Consider the following 22,913-nt stretch of genomic DNA (forward strand, 5'->3'; position numbering starts at 1 on the left):
ACACCTGACTTCTTTACCGACTTGTATGTTTGAGGGTTTTACCGGCAGCGTTAGCCTGCATGAAGGTATTAAAGTTATCGGAGATAATTGTTTTAAAGGAAGCTCAATCAAAGAAATCACTTTACCAGCTTCTCTTAACTCAATTGGAAACTCTGGTTTTTACAACTGCACCAAACTTGAGACTCTTGTCAGTTTAAACCCTATACCCCCCACATTAGGAATTACAGTTTTTACAGGAGTCAACAAAACTACCTGCAAACTATACGTCCCTAAAGGCAGTGTAGAACTATACCAAGCCGCTGCCCAATGGAAAGACTTTTTGATCGAGGAATACAACGTGTCATTAATTGATAATCTTATATTCAAGAAATCAACAGGTGAAAATCTGTATCAAGTAAAGACAGGTGAAAATTTCGATATATCAGTCTATGCAAATTTGATGTCTGATGTACGTCTGGGGCTTTATTATAGTAATGGAATTTTTGCAGAAGATATAGTCGCAAGTATCAATAATAACACCTACACCAGTCAAGTTTCAACAAACCAGGTAAGTGGAAGTTATATTATACAACCTTACATTGTAGAAGAAGGTGAAAAGAAAGTAGTCTCCCGTAAAACCGGATCACACATAATTGACCGATTACTGATTACAGTGAAAAATAATTGGGATGAGTTCTCGTTGAGAAGTGCAAAAGCAGAACTCAATAACCATATTCTAGTAAGTACGGGACAAGAAGATTTACTCGAGGTAGCTACAGGTAACATATTTAAAGTATTAGTAAGATACGCAAACCCTACATCAGCCATTAAAATAGGATTGTTTGATCCTATAACAGGAGTATTGGTAAGTGATATTACTCAATCGGTAGACGGGAATATCTTTAGTTGTAAAGTCCCAACTGCTTTGGCGGATGCAAAATATAACCTGATTCCTTACCAAGTAATAGCAGGAAATAATGTATATGTAGAGCGATTAACTGAAAAAGCATTTCTTGTGGATCGTTTACCCCTCTTTGTAACTTTAGGAGAAGATACCGAAGAGCCTGAAATACCAAGGCCTGCAACAATCGACCTAGTCTATAGCGAAGACGGCGGCGTTACGGTTTTAGGCGAATACAAAGGCGTAAGAGTCGGTGAATACTATTGGATGAATACTAATTTCAATAATCCCACAGACATACCCGTGACCAAGGCACAAATCGACTATGCCCATGATACCTATGGCATGTTCAACAAACAAAGCACATCACCCGATTCCCGTACCTATTGGAACTATTTAGGAGAACAAATGGGAATACCCAATCCTACCGAATCTCAGATCACAACAGTACTGCTGCCCGAGTTCCAAAAATACTACGGTACCTATTATACCATGAATAGAGACCGTATCAACAAACTAAGCTACGTACGCCGATTTGGCTCCATCAAAGAAAAGATCAATGGAACACTGGTCGGACAAGACATCGTAAACCATTACTGGGATGGCATCCGTTCAGTCGTACAAACCAAATACTGGGATTTACCCACCGCTGCCGATGTACTGCAACTTATCGGTATGTGTGGACACGGCACCATGCCCGAAGTACGCCAATACCTCTCTTTCAAAGAAAAAGAAGTACCGGTCGCTATTGTAGCCCCCGGCATGGATTGGTTCTACCCTAACAGCATACATTTCCCTACCCCGACCTATCCTACTGATGTATTCGACAGTTCCAATACCAATAAATACGGCATGAATATCGTCCCTAACGGTTTCCGTTGGGGAGTACAAAAAAACAGCCTGACCGTTAAAAACGAAGGAGGCTTTGTCACCCTGACCAATGTCGCCGTAGACGAACTGGTAGGAGCAGGCTTAAACCAAGCCCTCACATTGCCTATTATCGACAAAGACAAAGACGCCCTGAATATCGAATCACGCATCTTTACCTCCTTCCAATTAGGAGACCATCCTGTTATCAGCTATGGTCAGTACCCATCAGCGGACGCAATCCCCATGAGATGGTGCCGTGCCCTTAGCGATGAAGAACTAGGTTACAAACTCTATATCAACCAGGATATGAGCGGCGTAAACTATCCCGCATCCGCAATGGTGATATATGCCGCGATGGTTGGAGAACAATATGCTAACAGAAAACGTTCCGGAGAAGAAGTCTTATTAGAAAAAGTAAGACTCGGAAGAGTGAACAAAGCAGATATCTCGATCATCAAACTAGGCCTGAATGAATCGGCACCGAGCGGTTATAACGAATTACCCCGCGGTTACATCCGAGGCTTCTATGTTCAATACATTTTGGATAATCCATCACCCCGTAAAACAGTTTCCGATTTGATTGATATCGCTCAGGTCAACCCATTCCTTTGGATAGCCGGTATATCAGCAGCGGACCCTGAATTCCGTGTCGCAAAAGCAGAAACATTAGAAGACAGCCCTGTAAGCATCTATCCTAATCCCGTATCAGACAATCTTTATCTGAACTCGGACAAAGCCGTCTCAGAAGTTCAGATTTACAGTACAAACGGTAAGATGGTGTTCAAGCAAGCTAATGTAGGCTCATCCATCAATGTTGGACATCTAGCAGGTGGAACTTATGTATTGAAACTTCAAATCGAAGGTAAGATATATACCCATAAGATGATCAAGAAATAAAAAAACTGATCATTATATACATCAAAAAAGCGACTAAGTAATTAGTCGCTTTTTTACATTTACAGCAAATAAGGTCTCAGACCTTTTTATAACTTAGACCAAAGAATTATAACCGGTAGTTATAATTAAATAAGCCTGTCTTAGATTAGTACTGTTACTTATAAGTTACTGTAATTGCTTATCAATTTTTTCTACTAAAGCCGATTTTTGAGCAGCTCCAACTTGTTTGTCAACAATTTCTCCGTTTTTGAAGAATAGAATTGTAGGAATATTACGGATTCCGAATTTAGATGTAATCTCGTCATTGTTATCAACATCTACTTTACCTACTACTACTTTGTCAGCATAGTCAACAGCCAATTCTTCTACAATTGGACCTACCATACGACATGGGCCACACCATTCTGCCCAAAAATCAACCACGACTAATTTGTCTGATTTTAAAACTTCTTCAAAAGTTGCATCTGTAATTTCAAGTGCCATACTACTAATGTTTATTATGTTTCGTTTAATTTTATAACAAATATAACCAAAGTCTCGGAGATACGGAAAATCAATTAACCTTGAATACGATGTTTTCGTTTTGCTCCAAATAGTCTATTAATTCTTTGCGGATATTAATCTTAAGACCCCGAGCAAAAAGCTCAACTTTCATATTCCGTTCACCATCAACAATCTCAAAATATAACAACGAATTACCCACATTGTTTTTAGTCAGAGTCGAAAGCTCCTCTACCATCTGGGCATTCATTTCGTGGATGGGTAGTGTGATTGTTATTTTTTCAATAACCTGATCTTTTACATCAGGCAGAAGTTGAATTGATACGATTTTCAACTCGAGTTGATTCTCATTGAATCTACGTCCTTGAACACGTGCTTTTACATATACATAAAGACCTAAGCGCCCATATTTACCAAAGTTGATATAGTCATCACCGAACAAGGGTATTTCTCCACTCCCGGTGAAATCTTCAATTTTAATAATCATGTACGGCTTACCGTTCTTGGTAATACCTTCCCGTGCCGCAGAGACAAGTCCCCCGAATGTAACTTCTTTATTCTTTAGGGCTTCCTTGTCTTCTATGTCAGCCATCCCTACATTGCAGCCATATTTGAGAGCAATAGCGAATTCATCCAATGGGTGGGCTGATAGATAAATACCAATCAGTTCGCGTTCTTTATTTAATCTTTCAAGATCCGACCACTTTTCGGCTTTGGGAATATCCGGTGGATTTGTTTTATACGAAATATCTTCTCCGAATAACGAGTTTGTTGCCTGTGCTTTATCAATTTGGTATTTATTCCCATAACGCACAAGTTGATCTATAAATGTTTCGCCTTTTTCGTTGGTTTCAAAGAACTGTTCGCGCTCTATTTCCGGAAAATTATCGAATGCTCCGGCAAGAGCTAATGATTCTATATTTTTCTTATTACAAGACGATAGGTTGACGCGTTCTACTAAATCGAATATGTTTAAATAAGGACCATTTTCAGTCCGTTCTTTAAGAATATCATTTACGGCACCTCCTCCTACGCCTTTGATAGCGGCAAGTCCGAAGCGTATATCTCCGGCCTTATTTACCGCAAATTTAAGATACGATTCGTTTACGTCCGGTCCAAGTACATTCATTCCCATGTACTTGCATTCGTCCATAAACTTCGTGATCTCCGTAATATTCGATAAATTTCGTGATAGAACGGCAGCCATATATTCCGACGGATAGTTGGCCTTAAGCCATGCTGTCTGATAAGCTATCCATGAATAACAGGTTGCATGCGATTTGTTGAAAGCATATGACGCAAATTTCTCCCAGTCAGCCCATATTTTATTCAGGGTTTTTTCGGCATGCCCGTTCTTCTTTCCTCCTGCAAGAAATTTTTCTTTTAGGGCATTCATTTTGTCGATAAGTTTTTTACCCATCGCTTTACGTAGCTCATCGGATTGACCACGGGTGAAATCGGCAAGCAGACGGGACAAAAGCATGACCTGTTCCTGATATACCGTAATGCCGTATGTGTCGTCAAGATATCTTTCCATGATAGGGATATCATAGGCTATCTCTTCACGGCCATGCTTACGGGCGACAAAGGATGGGATATAATCCATCGGTCCCGGGCGATACAGGGCATTCATGGCGATTAAGTCTTCAAACTTGGTCGGCTGAAGCTCTTTCAGGTACTTCTGCATACCGGCAGACTCAAACTGGAATGTTCCTGTGGTTTTACCCTGACTATATAATTCGTAAGTTTTAGTATCTTCGAGCGAAATAGTACTGATATCTACATCTTCGCCGGTTGTTTGTTTTATATTTTCGAGGGCTTCTTTTATAATCGACAGGGTTTTTAAACCCAGAAAGTCCATTTTGATAAGACCTGTTTCTTCGATAACCGATCCCTCATATTGAGTAACAAGCATTGTTTCTCCTGTCTCCTTGTCTTCGGCTGTACTTACCGGTACTGTGTCTGAAATAGGACTTTGACCTATAATAACACCACAAGCGTGTACTCCTGTGTTTCGCACATTACCTTCAAGCATTTGTGCATATTTCAGCGTATCACGGGTAATCAGGTCTCGACTGTTGGATGCTTCTTTCAGTTCGGGAACGTATTCAATGGCATCTCTGAGGGTTACTTTCTTTTTATCAGGAATTCTATCAGGAACTAGTTTTGCTAAACGGTTAGATTCAGACAGGGGTAGCTTCTGAACACGGGCAACATCCTTTATAGCCGATTTGGTAGCCATGGTACCGTATGTGATAATATGGGCTACTTTTTCTTGTCCGTATTTGTCGGTTACCCAACGCAAGACTTCACCTCGACCATCATCATCGAAGTCGATATCGATATCGGGCATCGATATACGGTCTGGATTTAAGAAACGTTCGAAAAGTAAGTCATATTTTATGGGGTCTATATCGGTAATACCCAAACAATATGCTACGGCAGAACCTGCTGCCGATCCCCGACCCGGTCCTACCGCCACACCCATTCTTCGGGCAGCTGCAATAAAGTCTTGTACAATAAGGAAGTATCCGGGAAATCCCATTGTCTTCATGACGTCCAGCTCAAAATCGAGACGCTCACGGGTATCATCGTCCATATCCTTTCCGTAACGTTTCTCTGCACCTATCATTGTCAGGTACTTCAAATAGTCGGCTTCGAGCTTGATACGGATAACTTTATCGTATCCACCTAAACGGTGGTATTCTTTTTCTCCAAACTCAGTGATGAGATCGGTTTCATTGAATTTTTCTCTATGACTTGCTTCTGTTCCGAAAGAAGGATCAATGTCGAAAAATGGCATCAGTGCATCGGAATCTATCGAATAGTATTCAACTTTTTCGGCTATCTCCAATGTATTGGATAGGACATGAGGAACGTCTTTAAATACTTCGTTCATTTCGGCAGTGGTTTTTAGCCACTCCTGCTTGGTGTATCTCATTCGCTTCGGGTCATCCAGATCTTTACCTGTACTTAAACAGATAAGACGATCGTGAGCTTCCGAATCTTCTTCGCCGATGAAATGCACATCATTGGTTGCGATAACTTTTACGTTATGTTTTACGCTCAGTTTGAGTAACTCCTGATTTACCCGTTCCTGAAGTGGGTATGCTTCGAGATTTGAATCGGGACGACTGGTTTTGTGCCGTTGGAGTTCGAAATAGAAATCTTCACCGAAAATATTTTTAAACCATTCGATCGATTTTTCGACCTCTTCGGGCTCTCCTCTTGTTATCTTTTTAGGTATTTCACCACCTAAGCAGGCAGTCGATACGATTAATCCTTCATGGTATTTCTCGAGTAGCTCTTTATCTATACGCGGACGCATGTAGAAACCTTCGGTCCAGCTTTGCGATACCATTTTGATAAGATTCTTATAGCCTTGCAGATTTTTTGCAAGCACAATTAAGTGCCAGCCGCTCATATCGGGTTTTCCTTCTTTTAATTTGCGGTTTCGGTGAGCTACATAGCATTCACAGCCCAAAATAGGCTTGAATAAATGAGATTCTTCTTCCTGAAGTTTTTTATTTAATTCATCCAAAAGAGCTCCATTCTCTCCGACTTCGGCTATTGCCGCTTTTATTTTCTTTATTTCGGAGAATATGGGTCCGTTTTTTTTCTTTACATAGTTGTAAAATTCCTTGATCCCGAACATCGACCCGTGATCGGTCAATGCCAGAGCCTTCATTCCATCGGCTTTAGCTTTGTCAACCAAGCGTGAAATACTGGCCTGCCCGTCGAGCAGGGAGTATTGAGAATGTACGTGTAAATGTATAAAGGGTTGCATATATCTCTGAATTTATCCTATAAAGGTATCTCTTTTATCGAAAAAAAGACACCTATATTTTATCGAAAGTATCAATGACTTTTCAACATGAAAAGTATCAGCGTTATACTTCAATTATTTAACAAAAGCCATGAGTGTGATTAGTGCTTTTAGTTCTTTCTTAACTTTCGAAGGAGATTACCTACGTTTATTTTATCTTGTTTTATATGTTTAACAAGAGTTTCAAGATCCTTGAATTTTTCATCGGGACGCATAAATTCGATAAATTCGACAGAAAGAGATTTGCCATACAGATTCTGATCAAAATCAAGAATATTAACTTCCAGACTTATATTATCCCCATTATGCAGAGTAGGCCTTTTTCCTATATAGAGCATACCTTCGTGTTGATCATCATCGATCAGAACATATACAGCATATACTCCAAATGCAGGGACAACTTTAAAGTCCTCCCATATTTTTATATTCGCAGTCGGGAAACCGATGGTACGTCCGACCTGAAAACCTTCGACAATTTGTCCTGAAATAGTATAGTTATACCCTAGTAATTGGTTTGCTTTAACAATATCTCCTTCTCCTAATAAACGTCGTATACGTGATGAACTTACGTGATTGGAGGAATCCAATTCACAGGCTTGAATTACGTCTATGCCTACTTCCTGTCCGTATTTTTGATATTCTTCAAAGCCGTCTTCTCTGTTGTGACCAAAGCGATGATCGTATCCTATTAAGAGAGTTTGTACATTCAATTTACCTTTAAGAATCTGTTGAATGAATTCGCGGGCACTTAATGTTGACATCTCTTTTGTAAAATCAAGAGGCACACAAAAATCGACGTTCGTATTTGCCAAACGTTTTACTTTTTCTTCATAACCGCATAGTAAAGCAGGCTGATAATCGCTGCTCAATACCCTTCTGGGATGTACCGGAAAGGTTATGACGGCCGAGGGGAGATTCCTTTTTTTAGCTTCAATTTTGAGCTGCTCAATAAGATATTGGTGACCTGTATGTACGCCATCAAAGAAACCAATGGTTGCAACTAATGGCTGATGTTGTGTATTATATGGAGAATTTATTAAGTCCATTCAATTATATTATTGGCATATTTTATAAGAGGATTTTTATGTCCGTCTTAGAGGGGCAAACAAGGCTTTGTATTATTCAAAAACTTTTCTCAAGTCTTCCTCTTGATCTACTAAATAGGTTTTAAATCCGAACTGTTCTGCAACATCCAGATTTGATTGTCCATCATCCAGAAACAGTGTCTCTTTAGGGTCTAATCGAGCTTCATCTATTACTATTTGAAATGACTCTTTAGATGGTTTTGTATGTCCCATCTTATACGACCAGAACATTTGGTCGAAGAATGCTGAAATAGGTTCTCCTGATGGTGAAAAATCTTTGGTATCTGCCCATCCCATAATAACGGGATTGGTGTTGCTCAATAAGTATACATTGTACTTCTTACGAAGGTCTTTTAATAATTGAAATTTATAGTCGGGTATTCCTGTCAAAAAAGCCAGCCATCCTGAGTCTATATCTTCATTTGAAATGTGTTTTCCTGCTAACTTACGCAATTCATCATAAAACTCTTCTTTGCTTATAGTTCCTTCTTCCAGTTGTAAGAAAATTCCTTCCTGACGGAACTCACCCAGAAAATCTTCGATATTATCTACACCTATTTCTTTGAAACGTTTTACTGCATTGTCTTTATTAATGCTAACGATTACACCTCCAAAATCGAAAAGTAAATTTTTTATTCCGTTTAAATCAGCCATATTCTATAGAGTTTAACTGTTTCTATTTATTGAGAGTGCAAAGTTAATCATTTAAAAAATATTACTGTCGAATTTATGTATAAGTACTTTAAAATATCAGCGAATTTCCTATTTGTTCTCTATAGATTGTAAGCTTAAGTGTTACAAATATGATAAATAGATTAAGGGTGTTAATATTCTATAGATTTGTTCTATTTAGAGTCTGTTTTAAATTTCGTTCTTTCTTTTTTTATCTATCCATATAAGGATCATAGCCTTTAGAATATATATACTATGAGAGAAAGTAGAAAACAACAAAATAAATGTCACTTTTGTTACTTTTGTAACCTTTTTTTTGTTTGTTCGCTGGTTATCAGTGGTTTATTAGGGTGTCAAAAGTGCACTGTATCTGTTCCTTTCTGTTGTTTTTGTTACCTTTTTGTGCAACTGATGTATACTTTGTTACCTTATTTTAAGTCCTTATTCATGTCTAATAAATTGATAATTCGTTAATTTGTAGGTTTCTTATATTATAAATAATAATATGCTCAATTTTCGTTTACGTGTTTTTTATTCTGTTGCTACATTCTCCAGCTTTACAAGGGCTGCCGAAGAAATGTTTATAACGCAACCGGCTGTCACTAAAAATATCAAAGAACTGGAGTCCGAATTGGGTATCCGGCTCTTTAACAGGATTGCTAATAAAATAACTCTTACTGAGGCAGGAAGGCTCCTGCTTCACTATACTGAACATGTTTTGACTTTGGATAAAAAGTTTATGTTCGATCTGGGAGTGTTGAAACAGAAGTTCGCAGGCGATCTTAAATTAGGAGCCAGTACCACTATCGGGCAATATGTATTACCTGCTATTCTTGCGCAGTTTAAGAGGGAGCAGCCTGATATTGAACTCTCATTATTGAATGATAATACTCAGAGAATAGAAACTGCTCTTATCGATAAGTTGCTTGATCTGGGCATTGTCGAGGGCAACTCTAAGAATAACCAGTTGAAGTATATTCCTTTTCTTAAAGATGAAATTGTAGCAGTTGCGCATTCTTCTCAGTCCTTGTTTGAAAAAGATGAGATTACTTTGGACGAACTCAAAAGTATACCCCTGGTTTTGAGAGAAATAGGATCGGGCAGTTTGGAGGTAATTACTGATAAGTTGAAGCAGAAAGATATAAAATTGAAGGACTTGAATGTTGTAATGCATTTAGGGAGTACCGAAAGTATAAAGACATTTCTTGCTAATTCTAACAGTATAGGGCTTATCTCTATTAATGCGGTGAGTAAAGAGATTGCGAATGGCGAGTTTAAAATTATTGATATAGCAAATTTTGAGATGGAGAGAAACTTTTATTTTATTCATCTGCACGGCGTGCCTTCAGGTTTCACAGAAATGTTTATTCAGTATGCGCTTAGTTACTATAACCGCAAGTAATAGGCTATAATATATTTGCATATACAATCCGTCTATTTTTGGCTGATCTTTGTATCAGAAAATTAAATATCAAATAAATGAAACTTGACTCGAAATTTCTGAAAAAGGCTGTTTTTATTCTACTTGTTATATTGTGCCTATTCCCATTTGTAGAGCCGCCGGTTGCACTTTTAGCCGGATTTATTTTGTCTTTTACTATCGGGCATCCTTACCTCCATCTGAATAGTAAGGCTACCAAAATACTCTTACAGGCATCGGTCGTAGGGCTTGGTTTTGGTATGAATCTTTTCGAAGCCATGGAAGCTGGTAAAGAAGGTCTCATTTTTACCGTATCGTCTATTGTGCTAACTCTGGGGTTTGGTTTGTTATTGGGAAAGCTATTTCATATATCTAAGAAAACAAGTGTTTTGGTTTCATCGGGTACTGCCATCTGTGGTGGTAGTGCAATAGCCGCAATGGTGCCGATTATAGATGCGAATGAAGAGGAAACCTCAGTTTCTCTGGGTGTTATTTTTGTATTGAATTCGGTAGCGTTGTTTATATTTCCCGTAATAGGTCACTTATTAAGTATGACACAGGAACAGTTTGGGCTTTGGTCTGCTATTGCTATACATGATACAAGCTCTGTTGTTGGAGCAGCTCATAAATATGGAGAGGAGGCTCTCAAAATAGCAACAACAATAAAACTGGAACGTGCTCTTTGGATAATTCCTTTGTCTTTTGTGACTGCTTTACTTTATAGGAAAGGAAAAGTATCCATTCCATACTTCATCTTTTTGTATGTAATTGCAATGGTCATCAATACATTTGTCCCTGCTATTCAATACGTGTCTCCTGCTATTGTTATGGTTGCTAAGCGAGGGTTAACTCTAACACTTTTCTTAATTGGTGCAGGATTGAGTAAAGAGGCTTTGAAGAATATTGGTATAAAGCCGCTTCTTCAAGGGATAATATTATGGGTGTTTATTTCTGTAATGTCGCTTGTGGTGATCTTGAATATTTAAGGTTTCTATATAGAAGAAAAAGAGCAAATATATTCCAGATATATCTGCTCTTTTTCTTTTATCGGATATTTACTCTTTGTGTGATACTTCTCTTTTTAGAATATCAGCCTGAATAACAGTATTTTTTAGATACTCATATTCCAGTTGAAAGCATTCACTGAATATATTGTCTTCCGCAAGGCTTTCTTCTATTTGCCGTGGAGTCCAGAATTTACCATCTAGCAGGCTTATGCTCTTAAGTTGCTCTTCGTTTTCTATCCTCGATACAAATAGAAATACTAAACGTTTTACATCTTGGTTCTCGAAGACATATTTCAATAAGAAAGTGAAGGGTAATTCCTGCATATTCAAAGCTCTTGAAATACTGTTTCTTACAGAGATATTTATTTCGTGATTGAAAAGCATCAGTTTCTCGAAAGGATGGTCGTAAGCTGAAGGATCGATGAGGTTATTACCGGTTCTTTTCTGTATGTAGATCTCCCCGTTATGTATTAAGGCGATACGCACCATCGGGTGCATAAAGCGTTTACTCATTTTAGAAGATACCGATTTTGCTATACGCCCTGTAACTTCTCCTGACTCATTTACTATAGGTAGCCATTCTTCTTTTCTTAGTTGCTTTACAATATTGCGGGTTTTAATTTCCTCATATATAATAATCGTAGCAAGTATAATTACTGGTATTACACTATAGAATATGGTGTCTGCCAATAGACTTGCCTCTGAATTTATTCTGCTTAATTGATATAATATAAGGAGAAATAAATGATATGTTAACCCATATTGAGCCAACTTTGCAATATCAAAAAACTCACCTAAATAAGTCTTTTGAATAATGCTTTTCTTTTTACCTAAGTACATGTTTATATACGCCTTGCCCAATCTGGTTATAAAAAGAAGGGTGACGAATGTTATCTCGAAAAATACGAGATACATCAGTCCGGGTATGGAAGTCTTGTGCAGGATATACCAAAGTATAAGCGTGAAGAATAATGCCAGAAAGTTTAGAATGAACATTAGTCCACACGCATTGGCTTTTGTATAGAATCTCAGAATAATATCTAACGCTCCCGAAAAGAGTACAGAGATTATCAAAGAATAGCCAATATTTCCTGTTGTGGTAAATAATACTATATATAGTATACTTGCCAGTAGTCCCAAGGAAGGATTTACTAAATATTTTTTTGCTCCTTTTGAAATCATAAATTACATAAATACAGGTGGTTAAATCCTTAAGTTTATTGGCCTGTTACTATTCTTTTATCTTTGAATACTAAAGCTTTTACTACCTTATTATCAGGATTTATATTAAAACAACTCTCAATAAGATTTGTTTATTGGGTAATTGATTCATACGATGAAGCCATTTTGACTTTTTATTTTTATAAATTTTCTTAAGTAGAAGACTATAAATGCTATGTAGTTGAAGCTCTCCCAACTAGACATAGTAATATCAAAACGATTCAATATGTTCTAAAGTTATTCAACGATATATTTGTTCTTTTAATGCTATATTCTTCATTGTAAAGCAATATTTATCCGGTAGTTCTTCATAGTTAAATTCTCCATTCCTCTTATTGAAATCAATATTGGCAACTACCGATTTACCTAGGCGGATTCGTTTAAATTCTTTGGAATTAAATTCAGAATCGACATTTATAAATAAATCATCAACAATAATATGAGCCATTTCTAAAGTTGTAAACAACTCTCGGAGAGAATCTTTAATGTTAATATGTTCAACTTCGTATACTACAAAATTAAACATATTGGTTCTTTGTTGTATTATATATTCAATCCAATTTTTTATATATCCAAACTTTGATGACATATATTTAATCTTGATAATCCAATATTACCTCAATGATTTGCGATATTCGGAAGGTGTCAGATGAAGATGTTTCCTACAAAAAACAGTAAAATGGCTCGGAGAGGAAAAATTGAATTCATTAATAATCTGACTAAACGATATGTTTTTATTGTTTAACTTTATTTTAATATGCTTTATTTTCTGTGTCTGAAGCCAAATCGATGGACTTTCATTAAAGTTGTCCTTAAAACAACGATTAAATGAACTTAATGAATAATTGCATTTTTCAGCCAATTCTTTTACGGATGTTACATTTGAATAATTCTGCAGAACAGTACTCTTAAAATCTAAATCTCTTGAAATGATTGTTTTGAAAAAAGAATAAACTTCATTTCTTGTATAGAAGTAACGAAAAATAAAGAACATTTCTTTTTGCTTGATTGCATGAAAGTGCTTGCAGGAAGCTCCCTCTTTAAGATATAATTCTAATGAAGATAAAAATAACTCAAAAGGTTCTTTCAATTTTAAGACAGGAGAAGTATTACAAGGCTCCGGTTCTGTAAATTTAAGACTCTCCAATGCTGTTTTTTCACATAAGTCAATAGGTTTATCAAAATAACTGATAATAAATGTCGAATCAAGAAGAGTACTTATTTGGTAAGCAGAATGTAACGGAATGAATATACTGGTGTTTTTTTCTAAAATATATCTTTGAGAATCAATGCTAACACTAATTTTGCCATGTAGCATGAATAGTATGCAATGATATCCCTTCTCCTTAGAATAAAGGAATCTACCTTTATTAAGGATATAATGTTTAAAGCTTGAACAAAAATCGGAAATATAATTACTACATGAAGAATGTTCTTCCAGATAAAGTATACTCATATTTAATTATCATTAATAGAGTTTTTGTTACATTAATCTATTTTGAATAAGGGCTTGTCCTGACTTTGAAAAAAAGTAGAATGCTCTAAATCTTTTGAAGCATTCAGTTATCGTTTTGCTAGCAAAATATTCAGTAAATAAAAAGTCAAGGCAACTTTATTTTAATAAACGAATGAACTGTGATAAACTCGTCGTTGTTCCACACAGGTGTAAATATATATGATATAATGTAATTTTCAATACTTATATAAAGTAAAAACGCAGGAGTTTTTTTCTCCTGCGTTATAGCCTTATTTAAATTTCAAAAAATCAATAACTTTTGTATATAAATAATTTCTATTAAGACTTCCCGGTAGGGAATGGTTTTGATCGGGAAAGACAAAAAGTTCAAATTGTTTGTCAGCTTTTATCAGTGCCGATGTATATTCTATGGTATTCTGAAAGTGAACATTATCATCTGCCGATCCATGAATTAATAGCAGCTTTCCGGATAATGAGGAGGCAAGGCTGATTGGAGATCCCTTTTCATATCCGGATGCATTTTGTTGTGGGGTTCGCATATACCGTTCGGTATATACCGAATCGTAAAAACGCCAATTGGTAACGGGTGCTATTGCGATACCCGATTTAAATACGCCGTTTCCTCTGCTCAAACTCATTAGTACATTGTATCCTCCATAGCTCCAGCCCCAGATCGAAATATTTGAGGCATCTATATATGGTAATGTCCCGAAGTATCGTGCGGCTGCAATCTGGTCATCAGACTCCTTTATGCCTAAGTTCATATAGGTGCATTTTCTGAATTCCTGACCTCTGGCACCTGTGCCTCGTCCGTCTACTGCTGCCACGATGAAATTTTGAGTAGTAAGATAATCTGTCCAGTCAATAGTGAAACGATCGAGAACCTCTTGTGAATCGGGTCCGCTGTACTGAACCATTAATAGAGGATACTTCTGATTCGGATTGAAATTCGCAGGTTTCAATATCCAGGCATTTAGTGAAGTGCCATCCGCTCCTTTTACAGTGATGAATTCTTTCTTAGGAAGACGCAGTGAAGCCAAATTGCTTTTTAGCTCTTTATTGTCTTCAAGAACTCTTAATTCTTTACCTGCTGCATCATTCATTGTGATTACAGTAGGGTTTTCGGTATTCGACCAGTTATTGATAAAGTATTTACCGTTAGCACTGAAAGAAGCTGTATTGTAACCTGTTTTGGTTGATAGTTTGGTTTTAACCCCTTTTACTATGTCTACTTTATATATGGCTCGTTGTAGGGGGCTTTCTTCGGCAGCCTGATAATAAACGGTTTTACTTATAGGGTCGCATGCCAGAACCTCCATGACATCGTAATTGCCGGAAGTCAGTTGTTTTTGAGGAACACCTGTGAGTGAATACATATATATATGACTATAACCGTCTTTTTCACTTATATAGGTAAACTGATCTCCTATGAAATTGATGGAGTTAAAGAAGTCATAATTGATATATCTGTCATTCTGTTCTCTCATGATTAATTTGGCAATGGTGCTTCTCGGGTCTGCAAAGTACATATTGAAATCGTTTTGATTGCGGTTCAATGTCATTACAGCCAATTGAGAAGTCGGTGTAAATACAATTTTGGGGATATATTCGAATTCGGTATTCGCAGGGAAATTAATAGGTCTGATGGTTTTCGATTCAATATCAAAGATATTACATGTTACTTTCGAATTAGCTTCCCCTGCTTTTGGATATTTGAATGAAATGAAATCAGGATATAATTGCTGTCTGAAATTCTGAAAAGCAAATTCAGGAACATTCGTTTCGTCAAATCTAATGAAAGACAATAGTTTATTGTCTGGAGAAAAATCCATCAACTGTGTAACCCCGAACTCTTCTTCATAGACCCAGTCTGTAGCTCCATTGATAATTTTGCCAACCTCTCCGTCTTTAGTGATTTGTGATTCTGTCCCGAAGTCAAATTTCGACAGCCATATATTATTCTCACATACATAGGCAAGCATGCGTCCGTCGCGTGAAAATACGGGAGCCATCTGTTTCGACTTGTTATCGGTCAATTTACGTATCAGGTTGCGGCGTATATCAAAGTAATAATAGTCCGCTTTAAAAGAATGACGGAATATAGGTTCGCTGTTGGTATATACGATAAGGCGGTTTTCATCGGGACTCATTATAAATCCTTGAAAAGAGAGAATCGTACAGTCTCTGGCAGATTGTATATCGAATACCGTTTCGACGGCTTGACCTGTTTTGTATGAATACTTTATAATTTTGGTTCGGGCTTGATCTGCTTGAAAGTAAAATTCGCCGTCGACAGAAGATACTGCGGATGGGATTCCTTTGGCTCTATATTTACCATCTGTAATATCTCTAAGATTTAATGTCTGGGCAAAGATGGATGCTGAAATCAGTATTGCAGCGAGTAAAAAACAAACTTTTCTCATAGGTTACATATTTTGAGGTCTCAGACCTATTTATTGCATTGACAGGTGTATTAACAGTTGATAAGTAAATGAAAATATTTAATGATATATTTTCGAATTATAACAGACTATTGCTGTTATGCTTACCAAAGCAATGAAAAGGTCTAAGACCTTAGTTATGACTCTGAAATACGACATTGACTGTTTTCTGTTGGTTATACACTACAAATATACATTCTTTCGATATAGAATCATTAACTTCGTTTCCTAAAAAACAGATTGCCATGATAAATGAAGTAGCTTATTCGGATGTATTAGAAATCCGCCATAAAGTGATGTATCCTGATAAAGATAAGGATTATGTAATATTACCGGATGATGATACCGGTTTGCATATCGGATACTACAAAGAGGGTTTATTGGTGAGTGTGTTATCTTTATTTTTAAAGAATAGGGAATTACAATTTCGGAAGTTTGCGACATTGCCTGCATATCAGGGGCAGGGTTACGGATCGGAATTGTTGAAATGGGTATTGGATTATGCAAAGGATATGAAATTTGACAGAGTGTGGTGTAATTCGAGAATTGAAAAGACCGATTTTTATAAAAAGTTCGAATTCATGGAAACCGATCAGGTTTTTGAAAAGGACGGTCATCAGTTTATTATTCTCGAGAGAAAGTTTGAACACGAGGGCTGAGATACTTTTTATCTATCAGTGAGCAGGCATCAGTAGGGTTTGGGCTTTGTGCTGTTTGAGTTTAGTAAACAGGAAACAAGAAAAAATAAAGCAGTAAAAAAAGTGTCACTTTTGTCACTTTTGTAACCTTTTTAAATGTTAGTGTTTGATATTAAGTGGATTAGTAAATGCTTAAAAGTAACATCCGGCAGTCACCTTTGTCACCTTATTGATTATTTTTTGGAACTTTTGTAACGAATGTCACCTTATTTGAAGTCCGCCTCATTTGATACTTGAATGGGTGTTACCTTAAAAAAAAATAATGAACACCTTTATCTTCTTTGATTTAACTATATTTGCAACTTTGTTCACATAGGCAAAGAATTTTAAACAAACATTTTCACAATAAATATCTACTATTCAACATGAAAAAGTATAACTTAGTCAATAACATTTTTGGGTGGTTAAGCTTTATTATTGCAGCAATTACCTATTTGTTGACAATCGAACCTACTGCAAGTTTTTGGGATTGCGGGGAGTTTATTACTTCTGCATACAAATTTGAAGTGGGACACCCTCCCGGTGCTCCTTTTTTCATGTTGACCGGTAAGTTTTTCACCTTATTTGCCTCTGATGTGACTCAGGTGGCTAAGATGGTCAATACCATGTCCGCATTATTGAGTGCTTTAACCATTCTCTTCCTGTTCTGGACAATAACGCATCTCGCTAAAAAACTCATCTATACTGATACCGAAAAAGAAATGTCTTTGGGGCAAATGATTGTTATCATCGGATCGGGTCTTGTAGGTGCATTAGTATATACTTTCTCAGATACTTTCTGGTTTTCGGCTGTCGAAGGAGAGGTTTATGCTTACTCCTCGATGTTTACAGCTTTGGTATTCTGGTTAATCTTGAAATGGGAAAATCGTGCGGATAAACAGGGCTCGGATAAATGGCTGGTTCTGATCGCTTATACTATGGGACTTTCAATAGGAGTTCACTTGTTGAACTTACTTTGCATTCCCGCAATTGTATTGGTTTATTATTTTAAAAAGACCGAAACTCCTAATTTTAAAGGAATCTTATTAGCTCTTCTTGGTTCGATGGGATTAATTGTCGTACTTATGTATGGTGTTATTCCCGGGTTTACTAAAGTGGGGGGAGCCGTCGAGTTATTCTTTGTGAACTCATTGGGATTATCTTATAATAGTGGAGTGTTCTTTTACCTGATAGTTCTTCTCTTGTCTCTTATTTGGGGACTTTATGAAACTCTTGCTGCTAAGGGTAGCTTGCAACGGGCTAAAATAGCATTTATCTTAACAATGGCTCTATCCGGAATTACATTTATCGGATCGAATGTTTTGTTATGGATCGTGTTGTTAGGCGGATTGATATTCTTCTGCTTTAAAGGGAAAAAGATGACTTTCAGATTAGTTAATACAAGTCTTTTGTGTTTGCTGGTAATTCTGATAGGGTATTCGTCTTTCGCCATAATTCCTATCCGTTCCGCCGCTAATACACCGATGGATCAAAACTCGCCCGAAGATGTATTTTCTTTGACCGATTATTTGAATCGTGAACAATATGGTGATTCTCCTTTGGTTTATGGACGTACCTATGCTTCGGAAGTAAAGAGAGATGCTAGTGGCAAAGCTATTGAGTCTTCAAAAAAATCGAGATATGATAAAATAGTGAAGAAATCTCCTGATGAAAAAGACCGTTATTTTGTAGCCAGTGAAGTGCCTAAGTATGAATATACTAATACGATGTTGTTTCCTCGTATGTATTCGGATGAGTATCGCCATACTCAAGGATATAAAAACTGGGGTGGCATCACAGATGTTAAAGTTCCTCCTACATTCTTCGAAAATTTGCAATACCTGTTTAAATATCAGATAAACTTTATGTATTGGAGATACTTTATGTGGAATTTTTCAGGTCGTCAAAATGATATTCCATCGTCGGGTGAAATGAGTAACGGTAATTGGATTACAGGAATTAGCTTCATCGATGAGCATGTATTAGGATTAGGGCCTCAAGATAATTTACCTCCGGATATCGCTGATAATAAAGGACACAATGTTTATTATATGTTGCCTCTTATTTTAGGGTTATGTGGTATATTCTTCCAATTGACCAGAGGTAAAAAAGGCGAACAACAGTTGTGGGTAACTTTCATGTTATTCTTTATGACTGGTTTGGCTATTGTGCTTTATCTGAATCAAAAACCTTACGAACCTCGTGAAAGGGATTATGCTTATGCCGGATCGTTCTATGCATTCAGTATTTGGATTGGGTTAGGTGTAGCTGCTCTCTGGGTATTACTCAAACGATATGTTCCCGAAACTGTTGCTGCTGCCGTCGTTACTGTTGTAGCATTGTTGATTCCTGTGCAAATGGCTTCTCAGAACTGGGACGATCATGATCGTTCTAACCGTTATACAATGCGTGACTTCGGAATGAATTATCTGAAGAGTGTTGAAAAAGATGGTATTCTATTTACGAACGGCGATAACGATACATTCCCTTTGTGGTATGCTCAGGAAGTTGAAGGTTTCCGTACAGATGTGCGTGTTGCCAACTTGAGTTACCTGCAAACCGACTGGTACGTCGACCAAATGCGTCGTCAAGCGTATGATTCTAAGCCTTTGCCTATTGAATGGGATAAATCTCGCTACATCGGTGATAAAGGTATGTATGCCTACGTTATTACAAAAGAGCAGATTGAGAATGTGCTGAAACAACAATTTGAAAAAAGTTCAGGTTCATCGTGGATGGATAAGGTTCAGAATGAGCAGAATATCGATCTGACAAATTATTATGATAAGAATGCTTTTACCGATACTGTTTCTCTGGATTATATTATGAATATCCTGAGAACACAGGATAGCTATGTACCTAAGAATCCATTTATAGAAAGCTCGGGCAGTGAGTTTATCATACCCGGTAATTTATTATATATGCCCGTAGATACTACACTTGTCGATTGGAAAGCATTAAGTGCTCAACCATCTGCTCATATGCTGGTTAATCTGGGTAATAAGAATGTATTGTACCGTCAGGAGCTTATGATTCTTGAAATGCTGAACAACATCAATAAAGAAGGATGGAAGCGCCCGATATATTTTGCAACTACTGTAGGTGATGACATGTATATGAACTTGGCAGATAATCATTTTATGCTCGAAGGTTTGGCATACCGTATTACTCCGGGAAAGATCAGTCCGACAGGTGTAAACACAGAGGTTACTTATAACAATATGGTTAATGAGTTCAAATGGGGTAATATTGATGATCCAAGAGTATACCTGGATGAAAACAATATGAGAATGTGTAAGACATTCAGAATCATGTTTAATAAATTGATAAGTGCTCTTATTAACGAAGGAAAAGATGATAAAGCACTTTCTGCATTAGATTATTGTTTGAAAGTAATTCCTGCTAACACAGTGCCTATGGGTGGCGAATCGGTTTCTTTTGCTGATGCATATTTTGCAATAGGTCAACCGGAAAAAGCAGAAGCAGTAATTAAGATTATATTGGATAGATCTGAACAGTCATTAAATTGGTACCACCGTTTGAAGCCTGAACAAATGTCAAGTTCAGCAAGTGATATAAGAAACCATTTTGATAACATCTTGCGTATTGCTATGGTGTATCAACAACATGGTGATATGGCAAAATACAAAGCTTTAATTGAGAAATTACAAGGCTATGCTCAGTTATATTTCACAAACAGGGTACCTGCATTAGGAAATTATGCTTTAAAAAATATTACTGATACATCGATCCGAGGATATTATATTGCAGAGAAAGGTTCTGAAATACAGAAGCTTGAAGAGGGACTGGCTCAACAGTCAATGGCTTTGATGCAACAATTTAGTCCCGGATTATTAAAAGAATATACAAGTCAAAGCAGCAATTAAGATAATATTGCGTCTATAGTCATGGAAGGCACGATTTTTGCTTTCTGTGACTATAGATGATGATGTTATTTTTTTATAGATATGTTGATAGAACAACCGCCGTTAGTTTATAGACTTCTTTTTCCGGGAGGACATTGGAGACTACCTAGCAAAAACGAGAAAGTAATTTATTTGACCTTTGATGATGGACCTATACCGGAGCTTACTCCATGGGTATTGGATTTGTTAGATAAGTATGACATAAAAGCTACGTTCTTTTGTGTTGGTGACAATGTTAGGAAATACCCTGAAATTTATCAGGATATTTTAGACCGCGGGCATAATGTCGGTAATCATACATTCAATCATATACAAGGTATAAAAAGCCGCACAAAAAACTATATGAAGAATGCCGAACTAGCTTCGGAGTATATCGACTCTCCTTTATTCCGACCTCCTCATGGACATATGCGCCTGCCTCAGTTTTTTAAACTTCGTAAGAAATATAAGATTATATTATGGGATGTGGTAACACGTGACTATAGTAATAAGCAAACCCCGGAAGAGGTTTTAGAAAATGTGAAACATTATGGACGCAATGGTTCTATCATTGTATTTCATGATTCAATTAAAGCTGAAAAGAATATGAAATATGCATTGCCTTTGGCTATCGAATGGTTCAAAGAGCAAGGGTATGTTTTCAAAACTATTCAAGAAGGTTTAGTTGAAACTGCTAACGAAGCAATAGAGACGAATCTCCATAACTCAGAAAGCGATACTCGTGAGTTAGTGCGTGATTATAGATAGACATCCAATTGCCTTCGACAAAGGCGGAGACTAATAATAATAAAGTGCTTTGCGGCTGGTGAAAATTAGTAACTATGCCGCTTACTATTTTAAATGTGTAGCCCGGAACGATCATTATCTGAGTATCGGCAAGTAAAGTATTTATTGAATGCTTATCCAGATAGTCTAAGATGTTCTTTAGGGCTTTTTCTTTTGTAATATTATTGTCAAAAGAACTGTTATAAGGCTGCCATTGTTCTACTTTCAGTGTATTCAGATTTGGACTCTTTTCCAAAGCAACCCCAATATGATACAAACTTTCGAGAGTACGCACAGATGTTGTGCCTACCGCAATTATATTCCCCTTGTGCGAAAGTATATGTTCTATGGTTTCTCTCTTTACAGAAATAAACTCGGAGTGCATCTCGTGGTCGTTTATCACTTCACTTTTAACGGGTTTAAATGTTCCTGCTCCAACATGTAAAGTAACTTCGTTGGTTTCGATGCCTTTTTTCTTAAGTTTCTCAAATACCTTTTCTGTAAAATGCAATCCGGCAGTAGGAGCCGCCACTGAGCCTTTTATCTTAGAATATAATGTCTGGTAGGTTTCCTTGTCTTTTTCTTCGGTATCACGGTTTAAATAGGGTGGGATAGGTAGTTCGCCAACCGCATCAAGAATATCTGCAAATGTATATTGAGGATTATCCCATTCAAATTTGATAATATGTGTATTGCCTGCCGATTCTATTCGGTCAGCTTTTAGTAATATTGTCTGATTATCAATTTTCACCTCTTTCACAAGTGTGCCTTCTTTCCATTTCTTTAAGTTGCCAATCATGCATTGCCATGAGCACTCTTCTGTGGCTTGAAATATCAGATTGTAGTCGTGAGGAAGATATGGGTCGAGGCAGAATATTTCTATCTGAGCTCCTGTCGATTTATTAAAGTGGAGACGTGCCTGTATCACTTTCGTATTATTAAAGATCATTAGGCTGTCTTCAGGTAAATAATCTGTAATAGACGAAAAGTGACTGTCTGTAATAGATTTGTCTTTGTAAACCAATAACTTCGAATTGTCTCGCCCTTCTAGTGGATATTTAGCAATCTTATTATCGGGCAGATCGTAGTTGTAATCTTTAATATGTATGTGACGAGGGTCTGATAATTCCATTATTCTCTTTTTTTATCCGTCAAAATTAATCAACTTTGTATGAATATGAAAGTATTAAGGTTGCAGACCTTTTTATTTTCGTATTTTGTAGAATAATAGATTCTGCAAATAGAAAG

The 22,913-nt window shown here is 36.9% G+C and carries 15 protein-coding genes; 6 read left to right on the forward strand and 9 right to left on the reverse strand.

Translation table 11 applies throughout. The annotated features are described in order from the left end of the window. A partial coding sequence (locus CLV62_RS04190; protein ID WP_170120011.1) for a T9SS type A sorting domain-containing protein occupies positions 1-2,647 on the forward strand: 2,647 nt, incomplete at its 5' end. Positions 2,648-2,812: 165 nt separating this feature from the next. Here the strand turns inward: CLV62_RS04190 and trxA are convergent. The 4 genes from trxA to CLV62_RS04210 form a co-directional block, all read right to left on the reverse strand. Then, positions 2,813-3,130 (reverse strand): thioredoxin, encoded by a 318-nt coding sequence (trxA, locus tag CLV62_RS04195; protein ID WP_050710478.1) that lies wholly within the window; start codon positions 3,128-3,130, stop codon positions 2,813-2,815. Positions 3,131-3,200: 70 nt separating this feature from the next. Further along, positions 3,201-6,935 carry a DNA polymerase III subunit alpha gene (dnaE, locus tag CLV62_RS04200; RefSeq protein WP_110309541.1) on the reverse strand — a complete coding sequence of 1,245 codons (3,735 nt, stop codon included), beginning with the start codon at positions 6,933-6,935 and terminating at the stop codon, positions 3,201-3,203. A gap of 149 nt (positions 6,936-7,084) precedes the next feature. Next, a complete protein-coding gene (ribF, locus tag CLV62_RS04205; RefSeq protein ID WP_110309542.1) occupies positions 7,085-8,020 on the reverse strand; it encodes a riboflavin biosynthesis protein RibF in 936 nt (311 codons plus the stop codon). Between the two features lie 72 nt (positions 8,021-8,092). Beyond that, positions 8,093-8,713, reverse strand: coding sequence for an HAD family hydrolase (locus tag CLV62_RS04210; RefSeq protein ID WP_110309543.1), 621 nt, complete (start codon positions 8,711-8,713; stop codon positions 8,093-8,095). A gap of 523 nt (positions 8,714-9,236) precedes the next feature. Between CLV62_RS04210 and CLV62_RS04215 the strand changes: the two genes are divergently transcribed. Both CLV62_RS04215 and CLV62_RS04220 read left to right on the forward strand, forming a co-directional pair. After that, positions 9,237-10,133, forward strand: coding sequence for a LysR substrate-binding domain-containing protein (locus CLV62_RS04215; protein WP_110309544.1), 897 nt, complete (start codon positions 9,237-9,239; stop codon positions 10,131-10,133). A 77-nt stretch (positions 10,134-10,210) separates the two neighbouring features. Beyond that, positions 10,211-11,137, forward strand: coding sequence for a YeiH family protein (locus tag CLV62_RS04220; RefSeq protein ID WP_110309545.1), 927 nt, complete (start codon positions 10,211-10,213; stop codon positions 11,135-11,137). 69 nt (positions 11,138-11,206) lie between these two features. On the opposite strand, the gene CLV62_RS04225 is transcribed toward CLV62_RS04220, so the two are convergent. From CLV62_RS04225 to CLV62_RS04240, 4 genes are all read right to left on the reverse strand, one after another. Then, positions 11,207-12,340 carry an NUDIX hydrolase gene (locus CLV62_RS04225; protein WP_110309546.1) on the reverse strand — a complete coding sequence of 378 codons (1,134 nt, stop codon included), beginning with the start codon at positions 12,338-12,340 and terminating at the stop codon, positions 11,207-11,209. A gap of 280 nt (positions 12,341-12,620) precedes the next feature. Beyond that, positions 12,621-12,968 (reverse strand): hypothetical protein, encoded by a 348-nt coding sequence (locus CLV62_RS04230; protein WP_110309547.1) that lies wholly within the window; start codon positions 12,966-12,968, stop codon positions 12,621-12,623. Positions 12,969-12,992: 24 nt separating this feature from the next. Further along, complete coding sequence (locus CLV62_RS04235; RefSeq protein WP_110309548.1) at positions 12,993-13,835, reverse strand: helix-turn-helix domain-containing protein; 843 nt, start codon at positions 13,833-13,835, stop codon at positions 12,993-12,995. A 290-nt stretch (positions 13,836-14,125) separates the two neighbouring features. Beyond that, complete coding sequence (locus CLV62_RS04240; protein ID WP_110309549.1) at positions 14,126-16,279, reverse strand: S9 family peptidase; 2,154 nt, start codon at positions 16,277-16,279, stop codon at positions 14,126-14,128. Between the two features lie 263 nt (positions 16,280-16,542). Between CLV62_RS04240 and CLV62_RS04245 the strand changes: the two genes are divergently transcribed. The 3 genes from CLV62_RS04245 (at position 16,543) to CLV62_RS04255 (ending at position 21,647) form a co-directional block, all read left to right on the forward strand. Continuing rightward, positions 16,543-16,956 carry a GNAT family N-acetyltransferase gene (locus CLV62_RS04245; RefSeq protein ID WP_110309702.1) on the forward strand — a complete coding sequence of 138 codons (414 nt, stop codon included), beginning with the start codon at positions 16,543-16,545 and terminating at the stop codon, positions 16,954-16,956. Positions 16,957-17,360: 404 nt separating this feature from the next. Further along, on the forward strand, positions 17,361-20,861 hold the full coding sequence (locus tag CLV62_RS04250) for a glycosyltransferase family 117 protein (protein ID WP_110309550.1): 3,501 nt from the start codon (positions 17,361-17,363) through the stop codon (positions 20,859-20,861). Between the two features lie 81 nt (positions 20,862-20,942). Next, positions 20,943-21,647, forward strand: coding sequence for a polysaccharide deacetylase family protein (locus tag CLV62_RS04255; RefSeq protein ID WP_110309551.1), 705 nt, complete (start codon positions 20,943-20,945; stop codon positions 21,645-21,647). On the opposite strand, the gene CLV62_RS04260 is transcribed toward CLV62_RS04255, so the two are convergent. Further along, positions 21,574-22,797 carry an S-adenosylmethionine:tRNA ribosyltransferase-isomerase gene (locus CLV62_RS04260; RefSeq protein WP_110309552.1) on the reverse strand — a complete coding sequence of 408 codons (1,224 nt, stop codon included), beginning with the start codon at positions 22,795-22,797 and terminating at the stop codon, positions 21,574-21,576. The two genes, CLV62_RS04255 and CLV62_RS04260, sit on opposite strands and share 74 nt — an antisense overlap. Positions 22,798-22,913 lie beyond the last annotated feature (116 nt).

Source organism: Indolivaga alginatilytica (assembly GCF_003201355.1).
GTDB classification, from domain to species: Bacteria; Bacteroidota; Bacteroidia; order Bacteroidales; family Dysgonomonadaceae; genus Dysgonomonas_A; species Dysgonomonas_A alginatilytica.